Raw genomic sequence first — 22480 nt, 5'->3', positions numbered from 1 at the left:
TATTAAGTTATTAATTAGAAGAAGATGAACTGCTTGTTTCTAAGTCACTGGTTGATTTAGAAAGTTTAACATCTGCTGTGTTTGATTTACCATCACGATAATAAGTAACTTTTACTGTATCATTGATATTGTGTGAGTAAAGAGCACTTTGCAAGTCTGTTGAAGAAGTTACTGCTGTATCGCCAACCTTTGTAATTACATCTCCAGCTTTCAAACCGGCTGAGGCAGCAGGAAGTCCAGATTGGACGGAGTAAACAACAACCCCACCTGTTACACTACTTGGTAATTTCAATTGTGAACTATCATTTGTTGATAATTGTGAAAGGTCAACCATTCGGATACCTAAAGCAGGGCGTGAAATCTTACCATCAGCTTCAAGTTTATTAATGATATTTACGACATCGTTAGAAGGAATCGCAAATCCTAAACCTTCGACAGAAGTAGAACCGTCTTCAGTTGTTGTAATTTTACTTTGAGTAATTCCAATAACTTGCCCTTCAATATTAATCAAAGCCCCTCCAGAGTTACCAGGGTTAATGGCAGCATCTGTTTGAATTGCATTGATATTAGTTGTTTGACCATTTTCTTGGGTCAAAGTCACTTGACGGCTTGTTGCAGATAAAATTCCTTCAGTTGCGGTATTAGCAAATTGACTACCTAAAGGTGAGCCAACGGCAATGGCAGGTTCACCAATTGTTAATTTACTAGAATCAGCGAATGTCGCCACATCTTTGACATGTTCAGAACTGATTTTAAGAACAGCAAGGTCTGTGTATTCATCATAACCAACCACAGAAGCTTTGACTTTTTGTCCACCAGAAAGCAGAACATCGAGTGAACTATTACCAGCAATAACGTGGTAGTTAGTTACAACGTAGGCATCTCCACCAGATTTTTTGTAGATGACACCAGAGCCTTCACTAGAAAGCTGTAAGCCATCAGTCGATGAACTTGAACCACTATTTCCACCAAAAATTGAACTGAAGTCACTACTTTGTGAGTTATCTTTTTGATAATTCATAACAGAAACGACAGAATTTGAAACTTTTTTAATCGCAGAGGTAACATCGGTGTTGACATTTACTGAAACGTTACTAACCTTTGTGCTAGTTGTATTTGAACGACTATTATTTGCCAATTGATTTGTAGTGCTTTGATAGATTGCACTTCCTCCAAGTGCGATGGCTCCGCCCACGACACCTGTTAATAGCAATTTTCCTATATTAGCTTTTGCCATAAATAATTCCTTTCAATTATTACTCTTTGTAGCATTTCTATGATGTAATTATATCTACCCTCACTTAATAATACCTTAATAGTAACAAAAATCAAACTAATATAGTTTCTCCACATTTTTGTGGATAATCTAAAAATTAATGAGGATAAGTGGATATTTTAATGAAGTTTTCCACAGAAAAGTGGAAAAAAGTAAAAAAATGTTGATAAATCATGTTTTCATCTTGTTTTCAATGGGGGAAAAGGGTAAAATTATAAAATAAATTTAAGAATTTATAAATGTTTTTATTCCTGAAAGTGTAAAAGTAATCAAAAAACTGGGGAAAAGTTGTTAATTTTTAAGTAATAAAGTTTTAATTTAGAGAGAAAAATAAAAATGAAGGTTAAATTAATAGTTGTTGGAAAACTTAAAGAAAAGTATTTAAAAGATGGAATTGCTGAATATATTAAACGAATGGGAACGATGCTGCCACTTGAAATTATCGAGCTGGCGGATGAAAAAATTCCAGATAATGCTTCCGAAAAAGAAGCAGAGGCGTTGAAAAAACGTGAAGGTGAGAAAATTTTATCACGGATTCAAGCAGGAGATCAGTTAGCGATTTTAGCCATTCAAGGAAAATTAATGTCATCAGAGGAAGTGGCTGATTTTGTGAAGAAAGCTGAAGTTTACGGAACAGGAAATCTTGTTTTTGTAATTGGAGGTTCTTTAGGACTTTCAAAAGAGGTCTATCAACGAAGTGATATGCAAATTTCTTTTGGGCGGATGACACTTCCTCATCAACTGATGCGTCTGGTTTTAGTAGAACAAATTTATCGGGCACAAATGATTAATCGAGGTTCGGCTTATCATAAGTAAAAATTTGAAAGGAATGAAATGATTAATATTATAGAAGAGTTTCGCCAACATAAGAATGAAGAAAATGCTGAAAAACAAGCAGCATATTTGCGTCACCAGTTTGAATTTATTGGTTTAAAAACGCCAGAAAGACGTCTTTTGGCAAAAGATTTTCTAAAGGAAAAAAATGCAGATAAGCAAATTGATTGGGAGCTTGTTTTTGAATTTTGGAATTTGCCTGAGCGTGAATTTCAATATCTGGCTTTAGATTATCTTCATCAAATGAAGAAATGGCTTATTTTTGATGACATGGAAAAGATAAAAAAATTAACTGTCAGTAAATCATGGTGGGATACGGTTGACGCTTTAGATGAATTAATTGGTCATCTTTTACTGACAGGTCGTAAACAAGCGACCGAGGATGACTCAACTGCTTATGAGCAGGTCAAGACTCTCGTAAAAGAATGGGCTCAAGCCGAAAATTTTTGGCTTCGACGAATTGCAATTGACTGTCAATTAAGCTTTAAAAATCAAACAGATTTAGAATTACTTTCATATAATATTGAAAAAAATCTTTTAGGAAGTTCTTTTGCTGAGGAATTTTTTATTACGAAAGCAATAGGTTGGGCTTTGCGAGATTTGGCAAAAACAAATTCTGCTTGGGTCATAAAATTTATTGAAGAACATGAAAATAAAATGGCGAAACTTTCAATTCGAGAAGCAAGTAAACATCTCTAAAGCTTGATTTGACAGAGTTTTCAAACTATGATAGAATAAGAAGAATGTTCGAAAATGAACTTAAATTTGAATAAAACTTATAAAGGAGACAGAAATGTCAGGCTTATCTCTTATTTTTATCGTTGTCGTTATGGGTGGGATGATGTTCTTCATGAACCGTCAACAAAAGAAACAACAATCTAAACGTCAAGAACAATTGGATGCAATGCAACCAGGTTCAGAAATCGTAACAATTGGTGGATTGCACGGAATTCTTTCAAGCATTGATTCAGCAAAAGGAACAATTGAACTTGATTGTGAAGGTGTGATTTTGACTTTCGACCGTGCAGCCGTAAAAACTGTAAAAAGTGGTGTAACACCAGAAACAACTGTTGTTGAAGAAGCAACGGCCGAAACAAAAGTGGAAAGCCCAATTGAAGAAAACTAATCTCTTTTCTACATTATGAGAAAATAGATTTAATTTATTTTCCTGTCAGTTACTGACAGGATTTTTTTATAAAATATTTTACTGACAGATTTATCTGTCAGTTGATTTTAGTAAATAGAATAACTTATGATTACTGACCAATAAAATTTGAGATACAAATCTATATTAAAATATGGTAAAATGGAAAAGTAATACTGTCTTTTTTGAAAAAACAGTAGAGAAAATTTTTGAATAAATTGATAAAGAAAAAAATAAGAAGAAGAGAATTTCTTTCTTAGAGTCTTTGGGTTAAACAAAACTTTAATAACCAAAGAGCATAATGGTGAATTTATGATAAATATTTTTTGCATAAAATTCTCATGTGAGGTACTATGTTTAATAACTTAAAAAATAAAGAGCAAGAAGAATTACTTCCAGAGCATATCGGGATTATCATGGATGGTAATGGGCGATGGGCTAAGCAGAAAGGGAAACCACGAATCTTTGGACACAAAGCAGGAATGGATTCGCTAAAAGATGTTGCTGTTCATGGTGCGAGACGTGGCATAAAAGTGATGACTGTTTATGCCTTTTCCACAGAAAATTGGACAAGACCAGTTGATGAAGTGAAATTCATCATGAGTTTACCTATCGATTTTTATAGCAAATATGTTCCGGTTTTAAAAGAAGAAAATATACAGATTCGGATGATTGGTGAACGCGAAGGTTTGCCAAAAGCAACGTTAGATTCAATTGACCGTGCGGCTCAAGAAACTTCTGAAAATGACGGAATGATTTTGAATTTTGCAATGAATTATGGTGGCCGTCGTGATATTATTTTAGCCATTCAAGAGCTTGCTAAAAGTGGTCAGGATTTAAGTTTACTGACAGAAGAAGAGTTGTCAAAACATCTACAAACCGCTGTTTTGCCTGAAAATCTTCGGGATCCAGACTTGATTATCAGAACATCTGGTGAACAAAGAATGTCTAATTTCTTGACTTGGCAGTCAGCTTATAGTGAATTATATTTTGCGCAAACTGCTTGGCCAGATTTCGATGATAAAGAATTGGACAAGGCTATTTCTGCTTTTCAAAAGCGTGACCGCAGATATGGAGGAGTCAAATAATGATGCAACGAATTATCACAGGAGTGGTTGCGGGAGGAATCTTTTTAGCCCTCTTGCTTCTTGGAGGAGCTTACTTTCAAATTTTAGTCGCTCTGCTTGTTATTATTGCAATGCAAGAGCTATTTAGAATGTATAAATTACAAGTTTTTTCATTTGAAGGAATTTTAGCGACTTTAGCTGCTTTGTCACTTGCTTTGCCAGTCGGTAAACATTGGTTAGGTCTAAATGCTGACGGGGGAGTGATGCTCTTTACACTCTTTTTATTCATGATGTTAACAGGAATGGTCCTTTCAAACGGGAAATATTCTTTTGTTGATGTTGGTTTTCCCTTCCTTTCGGCTTTTTATGTAGGGATTGGTTTTCAAAATTTACTGACAGCACGTCAAACAAGTGTTTACATTGTCTTTTTAGCTCTATTTATCGTTTGGGCGACAGATATCGGGGCCTATGCTTTTGGTCGCTCGCTTAAAGATCGCTTTCCACAAAAACTTTTGCCATCTGTTTCACCAAATAAAACAGTGGTCGGTTCAGTTGGAGGAATCGTTTCAGCCATTGTTGTTGCTTTAGTCATGTATTTCTTATTTACTAAGGAATTGCCGCAAATTGGCTTTGTGAAACTTGTTATCTTTACAATTATTTTTTCAGTGGTTGGTCAGATTGGTGACCTTGTGGAATCAAGTATTAAACGTCATTTTGGCGTAAAAGATTCAGGTAAAATTTTACCAGGTCATGGTGGAATTCTTGACCGCTTTGACAATTTGATTTTTGTTTTCCCGATTATGCATCTACTTGGACTATTCTAATTTTAAGGAGGAAGTCGATTGATAGAAACACTGATTACTTTTATTATTATCTTTGGTATTATTGTCGCTATCCATGAATATGGCCATCTTTGGTGGGCAAAACGTTCAGGAATTTTAGTGCGTGAATATGCCGTTGGAATGGGCCCGAAAATTTTTGCTCACCAAGCAAAAGATGGGACACTTTACACGATAAGAATTCTTCCGCTCGGTGGCTATGTTCGTTTGGCTGGTTGGGGTGATGACAAGACTGAAATCAAAAAAGGACAAGCTGCAAGTCTTGTTGTCAGTAAATCTGAAGTAATAAATCCAGAAGCTGAAAATTCTGTTAGTAATATCGTCAGAAGAATTAATCTGTCAGAACATGTTGAATTAGAAGAAGCAATTCCAATGTTGATTACTGAATATGATTTTGAAAAAGAACTTTTCATTGAAGGAGAAGTTTTTGGGGAAATCAAACGTTATTCTGTTGATCATGATGCAACAATCATTGAAGAAGATGGAACGGAAGTTCGGATTGCACCACTCGATGTTCAATATCAATCAGCCGGTGTCTTTCATAAAATGTTGACAAACTTCGGTGGTCCTTTGAATAACTTTATTTTAGGAATCATTGCTTTTATCGTTCTAACCTTTGTTCAAGGAGGCGTTCCTTCAACTACTAATGCTATTGGCCAAGTTGAAAAAGGAACACCCGCTTACAATGCAGGCTTAAAAGCTGGTGATAAAATTGAAGCAGTCAATGGAACTAAAACGGCAGATTGGAACAATGTTGTTACTGAAATTTCAGGCTCTAAAGGAAAAGAATTAAAACTTGAAGTTAGTCGTTCAGGCAAATCGGAAACCTTATCAGTTACACCTAAAAAAATGGACGGAAGTTACCGTGTTGGCATTATGCAATCAATGAAAACAGGTTTCTTTGATAAGATTACAGGTGGCTTTGTTCAAGCAGGCCAATCAGCGACTGCAATCTTTAAAGCTTTAGGAAGTTTGATTGCACGACCGAGTCTTGACAAACTTGGTGGCCCAGTTGCTATTTATCAACTCAGTGGCCAAGCCGCGAGAGCAGGTTTGCCGACGATTATTAATCTTTTAGCTATGCTTTCAATTAATTTAGGGATTGTCAATCTTTTCCCTATTCCAGTACTTGATGGTGGAAAAATTGTCCTAAATATTATTGAAGCAATTCGTGGCAAAGCACTCTCACAAGAAAAGGAATCAATCATCACAATGGTAGGAGTTGTCTTCATGCTTGTGCTCTTTGTAGCAGTAACATGGAATGATATTCTCCGAGCCTTTGTCAATTAATACATCTATTCGTCTTCTATTTCAAAAGGAAAGAAGCTGAACCAAACTCATAAAGGAAATTTTAAAATTATGAAACAATCAAAAATGCTTATACCAACCCTTCGGGAAATGCCTTCTGATGCCCAGGTTATCAGCCATGCTTTACTTATGCGCGCAGGATATGTTCGTCAAGTTTCAGCAGGAATTTATGCTTACTTGCCATTAGCAAACCGCGTACTTGAAAAGTTGAAAAATATCATGCGTGAAGAGTTTGACGAAATTGGTGCAGTAGAACTTCTTGCCCCAAGTCTTTTGACAGCTGACCTTTGGCGTGAATCTGGCCGTTATGACACATATGGTGAGGATTTATATAAATTAAAAAACCGTGATAATTCTGATTTTATTTTAGGACCAACACATGAAGAAACAATGACTTCTCTTGTCCGTGATGAAATTACTTCTTATAAAAAATTACCACTTAATGTTTACCAAATTGCTCCAAAATTCCGTGATGAAAAACGTCCACGTTATGGACTATTGCGCGGTCGTGAGTTCTTGATGAAAGATGGCTATAGCTACCATGCTGACCAAGATTCATTGGACGAGACTTATAATGATTACAAAAAAGCCTACGAAAAAATCTTTGAACGTGCTGGCTTAAACTTTAAACCAATTATTGCCGATGCTGGTGCAATGGGTGGTAAAGATAGCCAAGAATTTATTGCTATTACAGATGATAGAATCAATCTTGAAAAATGGCTCGTTTTGAGTAAAAATATTACATCAATTGAAGAAATTCCAGAATCTGTCCTTTCAGAAATCAAAGAAGAACTTGGCAAATGGTTGATTGCCGGTGAAGATACAATTGTCTACGCTGAAGGTGGCGATTATGCGGCAAATATTGAAATGGCCAGCAGTCAATTTGAACCAAATGTAGCTTATACTGAAGAACTTGAACTTGAAAAAGTAGCGACACCAGGTGCTAAAACAATTGATGAAGTTTCAAAATTCCTTGAAATTGATGAAGAACAAACAGTTAAAACATTGGTTTATCACGCAGATGATGAATTAGTGGTTATTTTGTTAAATGGTAATGACCAACTCAACGAAGTCAAATTGACCAATTATCTTGGAGCATCATTTATTGAAGCTGCCAGTGAAGCAGAAGTTGAAGAAAAATTTGGAGCTCATTTTGGTTCACTTGGACCAATCGGACTTGAAAATGTCAAGATTATTGCTGACCGCAAAGTTGAGCAAATTAAAAATGCTGTGGTTGGAGCTAACGTTGATGGTTTCCATTATAAAAATGCTAACTTTGGCCGTGATTTTGAAGTTGAAGAGTTCGTTGATTTACGTACAGTTAATGAAGGTGAAATTTCACCAGATGGCCGTGGAACTTTGAAATTTGCGCGTGGTATTGAAATTGGACATATCTTTAAATTAGGAACTCGCTATACAGAAGCGATGAATGCCAATATTCTTGATGCGAATGGTCGTTCAATTCCAATGCTCATGGGTTGTTACGGAATCGGTGTAAGCCGTTTGCTTTCAGCTATTTTGGAACAATTTGCTCGTATCTATGTTGAAAAAACGCCAAGAGAAGAATTTAAATTTAGTTGGTCAATTAATTTCCCTAAAGAATTAGCACCATTTGATATTCATCTTGTTCCAGTTAATGTTAAAGATGAAGCAGCAATGGAATTGACTTCTGAACTTGAAGAAAAATTGCGTGGCAAAGGTTATCAAGTCTTAGTAGATGACCGCAATGAACGTGCAGGTGTTAAATTTGCTGACAGCGATTTGATTGGTTTGCCAGTTCGTGTGACAATCGGTAAAAAAGCTGCTGAGGGTGTTGTTGAAGTTAAAATTCGTGCGACAGGTGAAGTTGTTGAAATTAATAAAGACGAACTTGTCAATACCATTGAAATTTTGAGTAAATAATAAAAGAGATTTACTATGAAAATTGTTATTGTTGGAAGCTCCCACGCCGGAATTTGTGCCGGATTACGGGCGTTTGAAGAATATCCAGAAGCCGAAATTACGCTTTATGATAAGCGTAATCAGGTTTCTTTTGTTTCTCAAGGAATTATTTCTTATCTGGCGGGTCAAAAATCTGTCCTTAATCAATCTAGTTATTCATCGGTAGAAGAACTAAAAGCTGCTGGTTTAAACATGAAAATGGAAACGGTGGTTGAAGAGATTGATACCAAAAATAAACGGCTATTTTATCGGAGAGTCAATTCCAAAAAGACGAAACTTGCTCTCTATGATAAATTGATTTTTGCTACGGGTTCTTATCCGGCAATGACCTCTGTTCCTTTTGATAAAAAAAGCAAACTTTACTTTTTAAAAAGTATGGACGATGCAATAAAAACTGAAGAATTTCTAAAAACAGCCAAAAATATTGCGGTAATTGGTGGTGGAATGACTGGAGTTGAAGTTGCTCGGATTACCCAAGAAAGAGGAATTCAGACCACACTTATTCATCGCAATAAAAATCTTTTAAACGAATATCTTGATGAACCAGCAAGTCATTTATTGGAAAGTTGGATGAATGCAGAGGGAACGCGTCTTCTATTAAATACAGAAGTGACAGAAATTGGGTTTGACGAAGAAAATACAATCATTCAAACAGCAAATGGTCAGAAAATTCCTGTTGATGGAGTAATCTTTACGATTGGTTTTCGGCCGAATTCTTATCTTCTGAATCAACAAGTTGAGTTAGGAGATAGCGGAGCGGTTATTGTTGATGAATACATGCAAACCTCTTGTCCGGATGTTTTTGCTGTCGGAGATGTTTCAACGACTTATGTTAATTTGTTGGAAAAAAGCTATTATCTGCCACATGCTTCGGATGCCGTTCGTGATGGTGAAATTGCGGCGATTAATTTACTTGCTCCTCGTCAAAAAATTAATAGTAGTCAGGGAACTTATCATGTTCCAATGAATAATTTAGTGATGGCTATGACTGGAATTACAATGAGACAAGCGGTTGATTCTGGTTATGATGCAGATGCGGTTCATTTATTAAATGAACACTTAGATGGACATTCACCAAGTAATATTTGGATGATTTATGAAAGACGTACTCATCAAATTCTTGGTTTGCAATGTATTGGAAAAACGAGCGATATGGCAGAGTATGTCAATATTTTCTCACTTGCGATTCAACAGAAATTAAAAATTGAGGATATTGAGTTCACAGACTTTTATTTTGAACATGGCTATAAAGACCCTCGTGGACTCAATCGTATATTAGCTCGACTAGTAAGGGAGAATGAAAGGTAGATTGTGTGGAAACGACTAATAAAGAGATAGTTTATTGTCAAAAAGTGCTTCACTTACTTGAGGATTTGCAGAAAGTTCAACAAAGCATTGAATCTTTTGCTGAACACTCTGATAAGCAAAAAATTCATACTCATCAAAGTCTATCATTGATTTTAAAATTAGCAGTTCTTCTTATTATTTTAGGACTAGGAATATTTTTAAAGTTGTCATTAGTTCTTTTGTTGGTGATTTCAGTTGTCTATTTATTCATTTTTTGTCTTTTGTTCAGATATGATTCCAAAAAGTTTAAAGAAAAATTAGCTTTAGGGGGTGAAAGTTCTCTAAAAATGAAATCTTTAAATGCTGATTTGAACAAACTTAAAGAAGATGAAGAAAAAATTCAGACAGAACTAAATCATTTTCGACGAATTCCCACACAATTTAAAACAATAGAAGCTGTCAGTCATATGATTCGCTATATGAAACGTGGCGAAGCACAGACAGTAGAAGAAGCGCTCTATTTTTGGGAAATGGATGAAAAAAATCACTCAGTTGGTAAATAGTTTTACTGACAGCTCTGTCAGTAATTATTAATTTAAAAATAAAAAAACTGACAGTTTTGTCAGTTATTTTATTCTTAAAAAAGTATGAAAAGCAACATTTTTTTATGCTATAATGAGAAATGAAATTCTATTTGCTAAGGATAGAAAAAATAAGATAAAGGGTCAAAAAACATGGAAAATCTGTTTGAAAAATTGATGGAACAAATCAAAATGCCACCAAATTTGCGTCGTTCTAGCCAATTTGAGCATGCTGATATTGAAAATGTTGAAGTGCACACGGCAAGTAAGCTCTGGCACTTTCAGTTAATTTTTGATGAGATTTTACCAATTGATATATATAAATTACTGACAGAACTGACAGAAACTGCTTTTTCGACAATTGCTCGTACAGAAATTTCTGTCAGCAGTCGAAATCAAAATATTGATGAGCAAAATCTGAATGATTATTATCAATATGCACTTACACTTCCAGAATTATGCGATTCTGCTTTTTCAAGTATTTTTAAGAAATATCATCTTGAAAAGGAAGAAGAAAAAATTCACTTAATGGTGGAAGATAATCCGCAAATGGACTTTTTTGTGGAGAAATATTTTCCAATTCTAGAAGAAAAATTTAAGTCTTTCGGTTTTGGAGAATTAAGAATAACCCCTCTAGTTGACCAGGAGCTGACAGAAACGCAAGCAGCTGCTCACGCTGAAAAAGTTGCGGCTCGCTTGGCAGCTCAAACTGCTGAACAAGCCCAAGTTTCTGAAATTAAAAAACAACGTTCAGAAGAACGAGAAAGCAAAAATACCAGAGAAGCAAAACCAGAATTTGTTGAAACAGCCCTTTCTGACGGTATTTTCTTTGGCCGAAAAATCAGCGGACAAAGTCCAATTACCAGCATGTCTTTTATTGCTGGAGAAGGTTTTGGTGTTATTTTTGAAGGACTTGTTTTTGAAGCGGCGCATCGTGAATTTACAGGAAAAGAATCAGGGAAAGTCAACCATATTTTAGAATTAAAAATGGCTGATGAAACTTCAACATTTATGATTTCAAAATGGGGTCGTAAGGATGAAGAAATTGCCCAATTTGACCAAATTGTCAATACTGTCAAAGCTATGAATGAAAAAATTATAGCTGACCGTACTGATGGAGAAGATAATTTTACTGACAGCTTATCTGATGCTCTTTGGTTGCGTGTACAAGGAAATATTGAACACGACAAATACAAAGATGATTTGGTGATGACCGCTAATGCGGTTGTGGAAATTAAACCTAAACCAACCATTGACCGTGTTGCTCTTCAAATCAAAGCTGTAAAATCAGATAAAATTCAATTAGGGCGTGAAATCAAAAATAATGAACCTGTCACTCCGATGCGCTCTGTCAGTGAATTTTCGACTAACGGACCGGTTGTTTTTGAAGGATACGTCTTTAAAGGTGAACTTCGTGAAATTAAATCACGTAAAACAGGAAATATTAGTTACCTTCTTGAATTTGAGATGACTGATTACACTTCAAGTTTTTATGTTCAGAAATGGCTACGTGGCGAAGAAGAAATTCAGCTAGCCAAACAAATTAAAGCGGGACTATGGTGTCGTATCCGCGGGAATGTTCAACGGGACAATTTCAAAAATGATTTAGTCCTACAATTGACTGATTTGATTGAAATTCCGACACAAAATGTTCGGGAAGACAAATCAGATGAAAAACGTGTTGAATTTCACGCGCATACTAATATGAGTCAAATGGATGCTATTCCTTCTGCTTCTAGCTTGGTTGCTCAGGCTGCTAAATGGGGACATAAAGCTATTGCAATTACTGACCATGGTGGTTTGCAATCTTTCCCTGAGGCTCACTCGGCTGGAAAGAAGAATGGCGTTAAGATTATCTATGGCGTCGAAGCCAATCTTGTTGAAGATAAAATTCCGATTGTTTACAATGAAACTGACGTTGATATGTATGAATCAACTTATGTTGTATTCGACGTAGAAACAACAGGACTTTCGGCAGTTCATAATGATTTGATTCAGATTGCGGCAACAAAAATGCACAAAGGAAATCCAATTGATGAATTTGATGAATTTATCAATCCAGGATATCGTTTGAGCGAATTTACAACAGAATTAACCGGAATTACAGATGACCATGTCAAAAATGCCAAACCATTATATGAAGTTCTAACAAAATTTCAAAAGTTTTGTGAAGGAACAATTCTTGTTGCCCACAATGCAACATTTGACGTGGGCTTCATGAATATGAATTATTCACGAAATGGTCTGCCGATTATCACGCAACCAGTGGTTGATACCCTTGAATTTGCCCGTAATCTCTACCCAGAAATGAAACGTTTTGGTTTGGGTCAATTGACTAAGAAATTCCAAATCGGACTTGAACATCACCATATGGCCAACTTTGATGCGGAAGCAACCGGACGTTTGCTCTTTGTATTTTTAGAAGAATTACGTACTAGAAATACAGGATGGACAAGTCTTTTAGAACTTAATGACAAATTGGTCAGTGAAGATTCTTATAAAAAAGTTCGTCCAAAACACGTGACTTTATATGCCAAGACACAAGAAGGTTTAAAAAATCTCTTTAAAATTGTTAGTTTTGGGAATGTTAAATATTATGCTGGTCTTCCTCGGGTTCCACGTTCTGTTTTAGAAGCCAACCGTGAAGGATTGTTGGTCGGTTCGGCCTGCGAAATTGGTGAAGTTTTTGATGCAGCAATCAATAAAACATTTGAAGAAACGCTTGAAATCGCCAAGTTTTATGATTTTATCGAAGTATTTCCACCAGCTCTTTATCGTTCACTTGTTGTTGGTGGTTCTTTCAAATCAGAAAAAGAATTGGAACAAACGCTTAAAGATTTGATAAAAATTGGTAAGACTTTAGGCAAGCCAGTTCTGGCCACAGGTAATTTACATTATTTGAACCCAGAAGATGCTATTTATCGAGAAATTATTGTTCGCTCACTTGGTCTTGGAGCTGAAATTAACTGGACTCAAGGACATGGGGAACATGCCAAACCTCTTCCGTTACCCGAAGCTCATTTTAGAACAACTGATGAAATGCTTGAAGCCTTTAGTTTTCTTGATGAGAAGACCGCGCGTGAAATTGTCATTGACAATACGCAAAAGATGGCGGATGAATTTGATGTATTGACTCCAGTTCGGGATGATTTATATACACCTAAGATGGTTTTTGATGGAGGAGAAACCTCCGAGGAACGGATTGTTCGCTTAACTTATGAAAAAGCACATGAGTGGTATGGTAATCCATTGCCAGATATTATTGACGCACGACTTGAAAAAGAACTTCGATCGATTTTAGGAAATGGTTTCTCAGTTGTTTATATTATTTCACAAGAACTTGTAAAACGTTCTAATGACCGAGGCTATATCGTTGGTTCCCGGGGTTCTGTTGGTTCATCACTTGTTGCAACAATGATTGGGATTACCGAAGTAAATCCCTTGGCTCCACATTATCGTTGCCCAGAATGTCAATATTTTGAATGCTATGATGATGGATCTTTCGGTTCTGGTTATGACATGCCAGATAAAAATTGCCCTAAATGTGACCATAAACTCATCAAAGATGGCCATGATATTCCTTTTGAAACTTTCTTAGGTTTCAAGGGAGACAAAGTTCCCGATATCGATTTGAACTTCTCTGGGGACGATCAACCCCTTGCTCACTTGGACGTTCGAGATATCTTTGGTGAAGATTATGCCTTTCGAGCAGGAACAATTGGTACGGTTGCTGAAAAAACAGCCTTTGGTTTTGTCAAAGGATATGAACGTGATTATGATCAATTTTATGGAAATGCAGAAATTGACCGCTTAGCTGCTGGCTCAACTGGTGTTAAACGAACAACAGGACAGCACCCAGGTGGGATTATCGTTATTCCAAATTATATGGATGTTTATGATTTTTCTCCTGTTCAATTTCCGGCCGATGATGTTAATGCCGAATGGCAAACGACTCACTTTGACTTCCATGCGATTCATGACAATATCTTAAAACTTGACATTCTTGGGCATGATGACCCCACGATGATTCGAAAATTACAAAGCCTCTCTGGGATTGTTCCTCAAGATATTCCAATGGATGACCCAGGAGTGATGAAGCTTTTCACTGGGACAGAATCTTTGGGCTTGACCGAAGAACAGTTAGGGGTAAAATTAGGAACTTTGGGAATCCCTGAAATGGGAACTTTCACTTCAATGAACATGATTGCTGAAGCCAAACCTAAAAACTTCGCAGATTTACTCCAAATTTCTGGACTTTCACACGGGACGGATGTCTGGTCAGGAAATGCTCAAGATTTAATTCGTTCAGGGATTGCCGACTTATCAAGCGTTATTGGTTGTCGGGATGATATCATGGTTTATCTTATTCATAAGGGGCTAGAAAACGGTCTTGCTTTTACAATTATGGAACGGGTGCGTAAAGGAATGTGGAATAAAATTCCCGCCGAAGAACGTGAAAAATATGTAGAGGCTATGCGAGAACATGATGTTCCTGAATGGTACATTGAGTCTTGTTCAAAGATTAAATATATGTTCCCTAAAGCCCATGCGGCAGCCTATATTATGATGGCTTTACGGGTAGCTTATTTCAAAGTTCATCATCCAATATTGTATTATTGTGCATGGTTCTCTATTAGAGCAACTGCCTTTGATATTGGGGTAATGGGAGCAGGTCTTGAAGCAGTCAAAGCCAAAATGAAAGAAATTAAAGATAAAGGTTTCGATGCAACAAATGTTGAAACTAACCTTTATACAACCTTAGAGCTTTGTAATGAAATGTTAGAGCGTGGTTTCACTTTTGGTAAAATTGACCTTTATCGCTCAGAGGCTACTGAGTTTGTTATTGATGGTGATACTTTAATTCCGCCATTTGTAACAATGGACGGATTGGGTGAAAACGTAGCAAAACAAATCGTTGCAGCGCGTGCTGAAGGTGAATTTTTAAGTAAAATGGAACTTCGTAAGCGTGGTGGTGTTTCACAAACAATTATTGAAAACATGACCAATATGGGTGTTCTTGAAGGAATGCCTGATGATAATCAATTAAGTCTATTTGATGATTTCTTTTGATAAATCTAATATTAAAAATAGAGAAAAGGAGGCTTTAAGCCTCCTTTTTTTGATTATTAATAAAAATAAAGATAAATAAGGATGATAAATAATTTAATAAAAATAATAGGTGTTTCAACTTCCTTATTGCTTTTGACACTGATACTGTTGATTATTGGTCTCGTAATGTTTATTCATTAAAAAAAGGATAAAAGAGGGAGTTGAGGTCGGTTTGGTATCGGAAAAAGGTATAAAATATTTGATTTTAATAAGAGTTTGAAAGTTGAATTATGAAAATCAAAGAAATAAAAGTCGAAAAATTTTCGGCTTTTTTGTTACATTAACTGATTATTTGCGTATAGTCTAGTATGATACCAAAAATGGCAAAAGAATTAATTCAAAAAGCAATTGATAGAGGTGCATCAGATATTTATCTGATTGCTTCAAAAGAAAAGTATAAACTTTATTTTCGACAAATGACAGCGCGTGTTCTGGTAGAAGAAATTGGGTTAGAAGTTGGCTTAGCACTACTTACTCACTTTAAGTTTCTAGCTGGGATGAATACAGGAGAACGCAGACGAGTTCAATTGGGAGCTTGTTGGTATGAATTAGAGGAAAGTAATGCAAAACGTTTACGTCTTTCAACAGTGGGGGATTTCGAGGGTAATGAATCCTTGGTAATACGTCTCTTGCATGATCAAAACAAAGAACTTGATTTTTGGTTTGATGAAGAGCTAGAGAATTATGATTGTAAAAGAGGATTGCATCTCTTTGCTGGTCCAGTAGGATCGGGCAAAACATCTTTAATGTTTGAGTTAGCTCGTCGTCATTTTACAGATTTACAAGTTATCACTATTGAAGAACCCGTTGAGTTGATTGATTCTGATTTTATTCAGTTACAAGTCAACGAAGTCATTGGTAATAGTTATGATGAATTAATTAAATTATCACTGAGGCATCGCCCAGATTTGTTAATCGTTGGTGAAATTCGTGATAAATTGACCGCTCAAGCAGTTTTACGGGCTAGTTTGACAGGTTATACAGTATTTTCAACCGTTCATGCCGCTTCTGTTAGAGGTGTCATTCAGAGATTATCAGAGCTGGGTTTAAGTCATTGGGAAATAAAAAATGCTTTATCAAGTGTTGTTTATCAGCGTTTAATAGCTGGGAAAGGAGTATTAGATATTGCCAAAAACGAATTTGAGTCTTGGTCATCAGAAAATTGGAATAAAAAAATTGATCAGCTACTTACAAATGGATATCTCACATCTACTGAAGCCAAGAGGGAAAAAATTAAGACTGATTAAACAAGCTAAACTTATCCAACTGGTGGGAAATCTTTTGAATAGTGGATTTAATTTAGGAGAAGTGATAAATTTCTTATCTTTATCAAAACTTGTGGAAAAAGAATTTACATTGAAAATGAAAGAAGGTCTCGCTTCTGGTCAATCTTTATCAGAGCTTTTAGAAAGTCTTTCATTTTCTAAAAATGTGGTGACACAACTTGCTTTGGTAGAAGTGCATGGTAACTTGTCAGGAACGATGCAATTAGTTGAACTTCATCTAAAAAAACAGCTTAAAGTTAAAAATAAATTAGTGGAAGTTGCTACTTATCCAATATTATTATTAATTTTTCTGGTTGGAATTATGTGGGGCTTAAAAAATTATTTACTGCCACAACTCAATAGTGGCAGTAACTTTGCTACTCTATTGATTAATCATTTACCCTTAGTATTTTTTTCGTTTGGAGCTTTTATATTTTTACTGACAGCTTTGTCAGTAACTCTTTTTAAACGAAAATCAGCAATAATGAATTTTACATTTCTTGTTAAATTACCTCTGATTCATTCTTTTATCCGTTTATATTTAACAGCTTACTTTGCAAGAGAATGGGGAAATTTAATTGCTCAAGGTGTCGAATTACGTCAAATTATTAACTTAATGAAAAAACAAAAAAGTCGAATTTTTTCAGAAGTTGGCAAGAATCTTGATTTAGAATTGAATGCTGGTCGGTCTTTTGAACAAGCTGTCAGTAAACTTGCACTTTTTTTACCCGAGCTCTCATTAATGATTGAATATGGAGCTATTAAAGATAAATTAGGCTTAGAGCTTTCGCTTTATGCGGATGAATGTTGGAAACAATTTTTTACAAAGATAGATCGTTTAATGCAATTAATCCAACCTCTTGTTTTTGTTTTCGTAGCATTGATGATTATTTTGCTATATGCAGCTATGTTACTCCCCATCTATTCAAATATGGGTTCAGGAATATAGAAAGGATGAAAAAATGGAAAGAACAAAGAAGTTTATTTTAAAGAAAATACAAAAAATATTTTTATTCGTTAAAATTTGTGAAAAAAAATGCCGTCAGAAAGAGCTAAAAGCTTTTACTTTGATAGAGATGTTAATTGTACTAGCTATTATTAGTATTTTGATATTACTATTTGTTCCAAATTTAATTAAAGAAAAATCACAAGTTCAAAAAACTGGAGAAGCGGCAGTTGTAAAAGTAGTAGAAAGTCAAGCTCAACTTTATGAGATAGATCATGATGATGAGAAGCCGACTCTGTCAGAATTGCTCAGCGCTGGGATGATTACTCAAAAACAAATTTCTGCTTACGATAATTACTATGATCAGAATAAAAATGAAGAACGAAATTTTAATGACTAGAGCATTTACTTTACTAGAGTCTCTTCTAGTTTTGTTGATTATTTCTTTTATCACAACTCTTTTTTCTTTAGAAATAATACAAACAGTCCATCTTTTTAAGGGAGAATTGTTTGTTCTACAGTTTGAAAATTTCTATAAAAGGAGTCAAGAAGATGCTGCACTGCTTCAAAAATCTGAAAGTTTAGTTGCTAAAAATCAAGAATTAATCTGTGAAGATAGAAGTATCACAATTCCAAAGGAGGTAGAACTCAAAGATTTTATAGTTAAATTTGATGATAAGGGAGAGAATTCTAGCTTACAAAAACTCACAATTTCTTTACCTTACGAAAAAAAGCTCATCACTTATCAATTGGAGATAGGCAGTGGAAAATTTAAAAAGAAAATCAGTTAAAGCTTATTTGCTTTTGGAAAGTTTAATTAGTATAGCTCTACTCGCTTTTCTAGTCAGCTTTATCGTAAGTTCTCTTGTGCAAGCAAGACAAAAAAATACGGAAGAAAATCAAAAGATTGAAGCTTTAAACGTGGCACAAATGGCGATTGAAAGTCACTTAACAGAATTATCAATCAACGGTTCTGATATAAAGATAAATGAAAACTCAAATTTACTGATTATTAGTAATCATGGAAAGGAAATTTTGCGACTTGAACCTCAAAGTTAAAGCATTTACCTTGTTGGAGTGTTTGGTGGCACTTCTTGCAATTTCTGGATCAGTCCTTGTCATCTCAGGTTTAACAAAGATGTTGAAAGAACAAATGGCGATTAGTCAAAGTGATAGCATAAAAGATTGGCAAATTTTCTGTCAGCAAATGCGTTTTGAACTCTCAGGAACAAAATTAGATAAGGTAGAACAGAATTTTCTATATGTAACTAAAGATAAAAAACTAAGGTTTGGTTTTATGAATGATGATTTCCGGAAGACTGATGACAAAGGTCAGGGTTATCAGCCAATGCTTTATGATATAAAAGGGGCTAAGATTCAAGCTACTAAAAATCTAATAACCATAAGAATTGATTTTAATCAAGGAGGTGAAAGAACATTTATCTATCAATTTCCAGAAGACAAATAAGAGGAGGAATACTTCTATATACGCTAGTCTTATTATTGATATTTTCAATGTTTCTTCAGTTCTATTTGCAAAGACAAATAGATGATGCTCGACAATTAAGAAGTGAAAAGGAGCAGTTAACTGCTGAATTAATGGTGTCAGTAGCTTTAAAGACTGACTTAAAATCTCAAGGGCAAATTCATTTTGATTCAGGAGATTTGTTCTACAATTTACTGACAGACTCGTCAGCCAGTTCAAAAACTACTGATCATTTAAGCGATGAAAAAACTTATCAATTTAGTATCCGCCTAAAAGATGGCACAAACTTTCAAATAAAAAATTAAAAAATAACGTTAACTGGTTGACATTATTTTTTCTTTGCTATATAATTAACCAGTAAACTAATTATGGAGGACGCAATACGATGAGTTTAGCAAATCAAATCGACCAGTTTCTTGGGACAATCATGCAATTTGCAGAAAATAAGCATGAAATATTACTTGGTAAGTGTGAAAGTGATGTAAAGCTAACGAGCACACAAGAACATATTTTAATGCTTTTGGCAGAACAAATATCGACAAATGCTAAAATTGCCGAAAAACTAAAGATTTCTCCAGCAGCAGTAACTAAAGCTCTAAAGAAATTACAAGAGCAAGAACTAATTAAATCAAGTCGAGCCACAAATGACGAACGCGTGGTCCTTTGGAGCTTGACAGAAAAAGCGGTTCCGGTTGCTAAGGAGCATGCTACTCATCACGAGAAAACTCTGAGTACTTACCAGGAATTAGGGAACAAATTTAATGGCGAAGAACAAGAAGTGATAAGTAAATTCTTATCAGCACTTACGGAGGAATTTCAATGAAAAAGATATTGATGTTACTTGCTATTCCAGCAGTTTTACTCTTGGCAGGTTGTCAAAAATCAGCTAGTAAGCCAGAAGTTGTCACGACTTTTGAGCCAATGTATGAGTTTACGAAGGCGATTGTTGGTAACAAAGTCGATGTCGAAAACATTGTCCCTGCTAATCAGGAAGTTCATGAATTTGAACCAAGTGCAAAGCAAGTTGCGACAATGACAAATGCTGAAGCTATTGTTTACAATTCTAATGACCTTGAAAAATGGGCCAAAAAAGTGAACAATAAAGGCATTAAAATCGAAGCTAGCAAGGATGTTGATAAGATATCTGGTGACCCTCATACTTGGATTAGTCCAAAACAAGCAATTATTGAAGTTAATACTATTGCCTCTGAGCTTGGGGAAAAATTCCCAGATGATAAAGCAACTTTTGAAAAAAATGCAGCAAGTTATGTCTCTAAATTGAAAAAGTTAGACAGTGAATTTGATACTTTGAAAGATGCTAAACAAAAAACATTTATTACTCAACATGAAGCTTTTGCTTATCTAAGCCGTGATTATGGTTTGAAAGAAATTGCGATTGCTGGATTGGATCCAGAAGTAGAACCTTCAGCCTCAACGTTAGCTAATTTAAAAGTTGAAATGGAAAAAGCAGGACTAAAAAATGTTTATTTTGAAGGAAATGCTAACAGTAAAATTGCTGAGACTTTAGCAAAATCAGTAGGGGCGAACCTTATTGGTATCAATACTGTCGAAGGACTATCTGACGAGCAGAAAAAAAATGGTGACAATTATCTCACACTGATGCAAGATAATTTGACTGCTTTAAAGAAAACTATCAAGTGAGTTTAAGGAAAAATTAAGATGAAGGATTTATAATGAATTTCTTCCAAAAAATCTTTTCATAAAAACTCCTTGAAACTCTCGTTCTCATGAACGGGAGTTTCGTGTTTTTGAAATAAAAATAGATTAGTAAGAAAAACTCCGAAATAAGATTTACTATTAGAGATATAAAGAGAAAAAATGAGATATATCAATGTTGAAAACTTGACTTTCTATTATGATAGAGAGCCAGTTTTAGAAAATATCAGCTATCATGTTGATTCTGGTGAATTTGTCACATTAACAGGTGAGAATGGCGCTGCCAAATCAACTCTTATAAAAACAACTTTGGGAATTTTAAAACCTAAAAAAGGTAAAATAAAAATCTCTCTCAAAAATAACCGAGGAGAAAAATTAAGAATTGCTTATCTTCCTCAGCAAGTTGCAAGTTTTAATGCTGGTTTTCCAAGTTCGGTTTATGAATTTGTTATGAGCGGACGCTATCCAAGGCAAGGCTGGTTTAAAAAAATGACAGCTCACGACTCAGAACACGTTAAGGCAGCTCTTGACTCAGTAGGGATGTGGGACTACAGAAATAAGCGGATTGGTGAACTTTCTGGAGGTCAAAAGCAAAGAATTGCTATTGCAAGAATGTTTGCTAGTGATCCTGATTTATTTATTCTTGATGAGCCAACAACAGGAATGGATGATGTATCAAGTAGCGATTTTTATGAATTGATGCACCATGCGGCTCATAAACATGGGAAATCTGTTTTAATGGTCACTCATGATCCAGAAGAAGTGAAAGATTATGCTGACCGAAATATTCATTTATTGAAAGATAAAAATGGGAAATTTGCTTGCTTTGATTTGCATACAGACCGAGATAGAGTAGCTCAAGAAAACCAACAAGAATTAAAGGAGGAAGCTGATGTTTGAATTATTCCAGTATGACTTCATGCGAAACGCTCTTTTAGCAGCAACCGCTATTTCAATATTTTCCCCTTTGCTTGGTGTATTTCTTGTACTACGTAGACAGAGTTTAATGTCAGATACATTATCACATGTATCGTTGGCTGGTGTTGCTTTTGGGGTCCTCTTAAGTTGGAATCCAACAATTACAACTTTAATTACAGTTGTAATTGCGGCTGTTTTTCTAGAGTATTTAAGAACAATTTATCATAACTATATGGAAATTGCGACGGCCATTTTGATGTCAGCAGGACTGGCCATTGCCCTTTTAATTTTGAATTCCTCAAAAGGAGCAACAAGTGTTAGTTTGGAGCAATATTTATTTGGCTCAATCATCACAATTTCCTTATCGCAAGTGATTATGCTTTTTGTTTTAGCAGCTGTCGTTTTACTTGGATTTATTCTCTTTTTACGTCCACTTTATGTGATGACATTTGACGAAGATACAGCTTTTGTTGATGGACTTCCTGTTCGTTGGATTTCTATTGCATTTAATATTATCACAGGAGTTGCTATTGCATTGATGATTCCTGCAGCGGGGGCTTTACTTGTTTCAGCAATTATGGTTTTACCTGCTTCGATTGCGATGCGTTTAGGCAAATCTTTTAAAGCTGTGCTGTTTATCTCTGTTATTGTAAGTTTTATTGGTTTAAATGCTGGCTTGATTGCTTCTTACTATATGGATGCTCCGGCCTCTGCCGCAATTACTTTAATTTTCATCGTCCTTTTCTTGGTAACTTCAAGCTTAAAACGATTGCTTCGAGCCTAAGAAATAAATAAAAAGAAG

General features: G+C 35.2%; 22 protein-coding genes. 21 read left to right on the top strand and 1 reads right to left on the bottom strand.

Annotated features, from left to right (window positions below):
* Positions 1-10: 10 nt before the first annotated feature.
* Positions 11-1237 carry a S1C family serine protease gene (locus tag ACRYLU_RS10915; RefSeq protein ID WP_038602386.1) on the bottom strand — a complete coding sequence of 409 codons (1227 nt, stop codon included), beginning with the start codon at positions 1235-1237 and terminating at the stop codon, positions 11-13.
* Positions 1238-1612: 375 nt separating this feature from the next.
* Here ACRYLU_RS10915 and rlmH point away from each other — a divergent pair, with 375 nt between their 5' ends.
* The 21 genes from rlmH (at position 1613) to ACRYLU_RS10810 (ending at position 22462) form a co-directional block, all read left to right on the top strand.
* Positions 1613-2092 carry a 23S rRNA (pseudouridine(1915)-N(3))-methyltransferase RlmH gene (gene rlmH / locus ACRYLU_RS10910; RefSeq protein ID WP_445080984.1) on the top strand — a complete coding sequence of 160 codons (480 nt, stop codon included), beginning with the start codon at positions 1613-1615 and terminating at the stop codon, positions 2090-2092.
* A gap of 18 nt (positions 2093-2110) precedes the next feature.
* Positions 2111-2809, top strand: a complete 699-nt coding sequence (locus ACRYLU_RS10905; protein ID WP_445080983.1) for a DNA alkylation repair protein — start codon at positions 2111-2113, stop codon at positions 2807-2809.
* A 94-nt stretch (positions 2810-2903) separates the two neighbouring features.
* Positions 2904-3236, top strand: a complete 333-nt coding sequence (gene yajC, locus ACRYLU_RS10900) for a preprotein translocase subunit YajC (protein WP_021721860.1) — start codon at positions 2904-2906, stop codon at positions 3234-3236.
* A gap of 371 nt (positions 3237-3607) precedes the next feature.
* Positions 3608-4342, top strand: a complete 735-nt coding sequence (locus ACRYLU_RS10895; protein WP_003130589.1) for an isoprenyl transferase — start codon at positions 3608-3610, stop codon at positions 4340-4342.
* A complete protein-coding gene (locus ACRYLU_RS10890) occupies positions 4342-5145 on the top strand; it encodes a phosphatidate cytidylyltransferase (protein WP_038602374.1) in 804 nt (267 codons plus the stop codon). Before ACRYLU_RS10895 ends, ACRYLU_RS10890 begins: the two co-directional genes overlap by 1 nt.
* A gap of 18 nt (positions 5146-5163) precedes the next feature.
* A complete protein-coding gene (gene rseP / locus ACRYLU_RS10885) occupies positions 5164-6450 on the top strand; it encodes an RIP metalloprotease RseP (protein WP_445080982.1) in 1287 nt (428 codons plus the stop codon).
* A 69-nt stretch (positions 6451-6519) separates the two neighbouring features.
* Positions 6520-8370, top strand: a complete 1851-nt coding sequence (locus ACRYLU_RS10880; protein ID WP_029344534.1) for a proline--tRNA ligase — start codon at positions 6520-6522, stop codon at positions 8368-8370.
* Positions 8371-8385: 15 nt separating this feature from the next.
* Entirely contained in the window at positions 8386-9717 is a 1332-nt protein-coding gene (locus ACRYLU_RS10875) for an NAD(P)/FAD-dependent oxidoreductase (protein WP_021721864.1), read from the top strand.
* 5 nt (positions 9718-9722) lie between these two features.
* Positions 9723-10259 (top strand): hypothetical protein, encoded by a 537-nt coding sequence (locus tag ACRYLU_RS10870; RefSeq protein ID WP_058205112.1) that lies wholly within the window; start codon positions 9723-9725, stop codon positions 10257-10259.
* Between the two features lie 171 nt (positions 10260-10430).
* Complete coding sequence (locus tag ACRYLU_RS10865) at positions 10431-15347, top strand: PolC-type DNA polymerase III (protein WP_445080981.1); 4917 nt, start codon at positions 10431-10433, stop codon at positions 15345-15347.
* A 347-nt stretch (positions 15348-15694) separates the two neighbouring features.
* On the top strand, positions 15695-16633 hold the full coding sequence (gene comGA / locus ACRYLU_RS10860) for a competence type IV pilus ATPase ComGA (RefSeq protein WP_032946550.1): 939 nt from the start codon (positions 15695-15697) through the stop codon (positions 16631-16633).
* Complete coding sequence (comGB, locus tag ACRYLU_RS10855; RefSeq protein WP_445081386.1) at positions 16527-17600, top strand: competence type IV pilus assembly protein ComGB; 1074 nt, start codon at positions 16527-16529, stop codon at positions 17598-17600. Before comGA ends, comGB begins: the two co-directional genes overlap by 107 nt.
* A gap of 13 nt (positions 17601-17613) precedes the next feature.
* Entirely contained in the window at positions 17614-17997 is a 384-nt protein-coding gene (gene comGC, locus ACRYLU_RS10850; RefSeq protein ID WP_080739889.1) for a competence type IV pilus major pilin ComGC, read from the top strand.
* Entirely contained in the window at positions 17957-18388 is a 432-nt protein-coding gene (gene comGD / locus ACRYLU_RS10845; RefSeq protein ID WP_080651959.1) for a competence type IV pilus minor pilin ComGD, read from the top strand. Before comGC ends, comGD begins: the two co-directional genes overlap by 41 nt.
* Complete coding sequence (gene comGE, locus ACRYLU_RS10840; RefSeq protein WP_038602356.1) at positions 18360-18656, top strand: competence type IV pilus minor pilin ComGE; 297 nt, start codon at positions 18360-18362, stop codon at positions 18654-18656. The genes comGD and comGE overlap by 29 nt, the downstream gene beginning before the upstream one ends.
* Positions 18619-19065 (top strand): competence type IV pilus minor pilin ComGF, encoded by a 447-nt coding sequence (gene comGF / locus ACRYLU_RS10835; RefSeq protein WP_021721872.1) that lies wholly within the window; start codon positions 18619-18621, stop codon positions 19063-19065. Before comGE ends, comGF begins: the two co-directional genes overlap by 38 nt.
* A gap of 47 nt (positions 19066-19112) precedes the next feature.
* Positions 19113-19388, top strand: coding sequence for a hypothetical protein (locus ACRYLU_RS10830; protein ID WP_021721873.1), 276 nt, complete (start codon positions 19113-19115; stop codon positions 19386-19388).
* Between the two features lie 80 nt (positions 19389-19468).
* The gene (locus ACRYLU_RS10825) at positions 19469-19906 is read left to right on the top strand and encodes a zinc-dependent MarR family transcriptional regulator (protein WP_445080980.1); all 438 of its coding nucleotides are present in this window, start codon (positions 19469-19471) and stop codon (positions 19904-19906) included.
* Entirely contained in the window at positions 19903-20745 is an 843-nt protein-coding gene (locus ACRYLU_RS10820; protein WP_038602352.1) for a metal ABC transporter substrate-binding protein, read from the top strand. The genes ACRYLU_RS10825 and ACRYLU_RS10820 overlap by 4 nt, the downstream gene beginning before the upstream one ends.
* 177 nt (positions 20746-20922) lie before the next feature.
* Positions 20923-21660, top strand: coding sequence for a metal ABC transporter ATP-binding protein (locus ACRYLU_RS10815; protein ID WP_021723055.1), 738 nt, complete (start codon positions 20923-20925; stop codon positions 21658-21660).
* Positions 21653-22462 (top strand): metal ABC transporter permease, encoded by an 810-nt coding sequence (locus tag ACRYLU_RS10810; protein ID WP_038602349.1) that lies wholly within the window; start codon positions 21653-21655, stop codon positions 22460-22462. Before ACRYLU_RS10815 ends, ACRYLU_RS10810 begins: the two co-directional genes overlap by 8 nt.
* Positions 22463-22480 lie beyond the last annotated feature (18 nt).

The sequence above is a fragment of the Lactococcus sp. KTH0-1S genome (genome assembly GCF_052544945.1).
Note: the sequence above shows the minus strand (reverse complement) of the source record. Positions and strands in the feature narration are given on the sequence as shown.

What these genes read in the sequence shown, in the direction of transcription:
- ACRYLU_RS10915 (WP_038602386.1), bottom strand. Translation starts at nt 1,237, where the DNA reads ATGGCAAAAGCTAATATAGGAAAATTGCTATTAACAGGTGTCGTGGGC.
- rlmH (WP_445080984.1), top strand. Translation starts at nt 1,613, where the DNA reads ATGAAGGTTAAATTAATAGTTGTTGGAAAACTTAAAGAAAAGTATTTA.
- ACRYLU_RS10905 (WP_445080983.1), top strand. Translation starts at nt 2,111, where the DNA reads ATGATTAATATTATAGAAGAGTTTCGCCAACATAAGAATGAAGAAAAT.
- yajC (WP_021721860.1), top strand. Translation starts at nt 2,904, where the DNA reads ATGTCAGGCTTATCTCTTATTTTTATCGTTGTCGTTATGGGTGGGATG.
- ACRYLU_RS10895 (WP_003130589.1), top strand. Translation starts at nt 3,608, where the DNA reads ATGTTTAATAACTTAAAAAATAAAGAGCAAGAAGAATTACTTCCAGAG.
- ACRYLU_RS10890 (WP_038602374.1), top strand. Translation starts at nt 4,342, where the DNA reads ATGATGCAACGAATTATCACAGGAGTGGTTGCGGGAGGAATCTTTTTA.
- ACRYLU_RS10880 (WP_029344534.1), top strand. Translation starts at nt 6,520, where the DNA reads ATGAAACAATCAAAAATGCTTATACCAACCCTTCGGGAAATGCCTTCT.
- ACRYLU_RS10875 (WP_021721864.1), top strand. Translation starts at nt 8,386, where the DNA reads ATGAAAATTGTTATTGTTGGAAGCTCCCACGCCGGAATTTGTGCCGGA.
- ACRYLU_RS10865 (WP_445080981.1), top strand. Translation starts at nt 10,431, where the DNA reads ATGGAAAATCTGTTTGAAAAATTGATGGAACAAATCAAAATGCCACCA.
- comGA (WP_032946550.1), top strand. Translation starts at nt 15,695, where the DNA reads ATGATACCAAAAATGGCAAAAGAATTAATTCAAAAAGCAATTGATAGA.
- comGC (WP_080739889.1), top strand. Translation starts at nt 17,614, where the DNA reads ATGGAAAGAACAAAGAAGTTTATTTTAAAGAAAATACAAAAAATATTT.
- comGD (WP_080651959.1), top strand. Translation starts at nt 17,957, where the DNA reads ATGATCAGAATAAAAATGAAGAACGAAATTTTAATGACTAGAGCATTT.
- comGF (WP_021721872.1), top strand. Translation starts at nt 18,619, where the DNA reads ATGGAAAGGAAATTTTGCGACTTGAACCTCAAAGTTAAAGCATTTACC.
- ACRYLU_RS10830 (WP_021721873.1), top strand. Translation starts at nt 19,113, where the DNA reads ATGTTTCTTCAGTTCTATTTGCAAAGACAAATAGATGATGCTCGACAA.
- ACRYLU_RS10825 (WP_445080980.1), top strand. Translation starts at nt 19,469, where the DNA reads ATGAGTTTAGCAAATCAAATCGACCAGTTTCTTGGGACAATCATGCAA.
- ACRYLU_RS10820 (WP_038602352.1), top strand. Translation starts at nt 19,903, where the DNA reads ATGAAAAAGATATTGATGTTACTTGCTATTCCAGCAGTTTTACTCTTG.
- ACRYLU_RS10815 (WP_021723055.1), top strand. Translation starts at nt 20,923, where the DNA reads ATGAGATATATCAATGTTGAAAACTTGACTTTCTATTATGATAGAGAG.
- ACRYLU_RS10810 (WP_038602349.1), top strand. Translation starts at nt 21,653, where the DNA reads ATGTTTGAATTATTCCAGTATGACTTCATGCGAAACGCTCTTTTAGCA.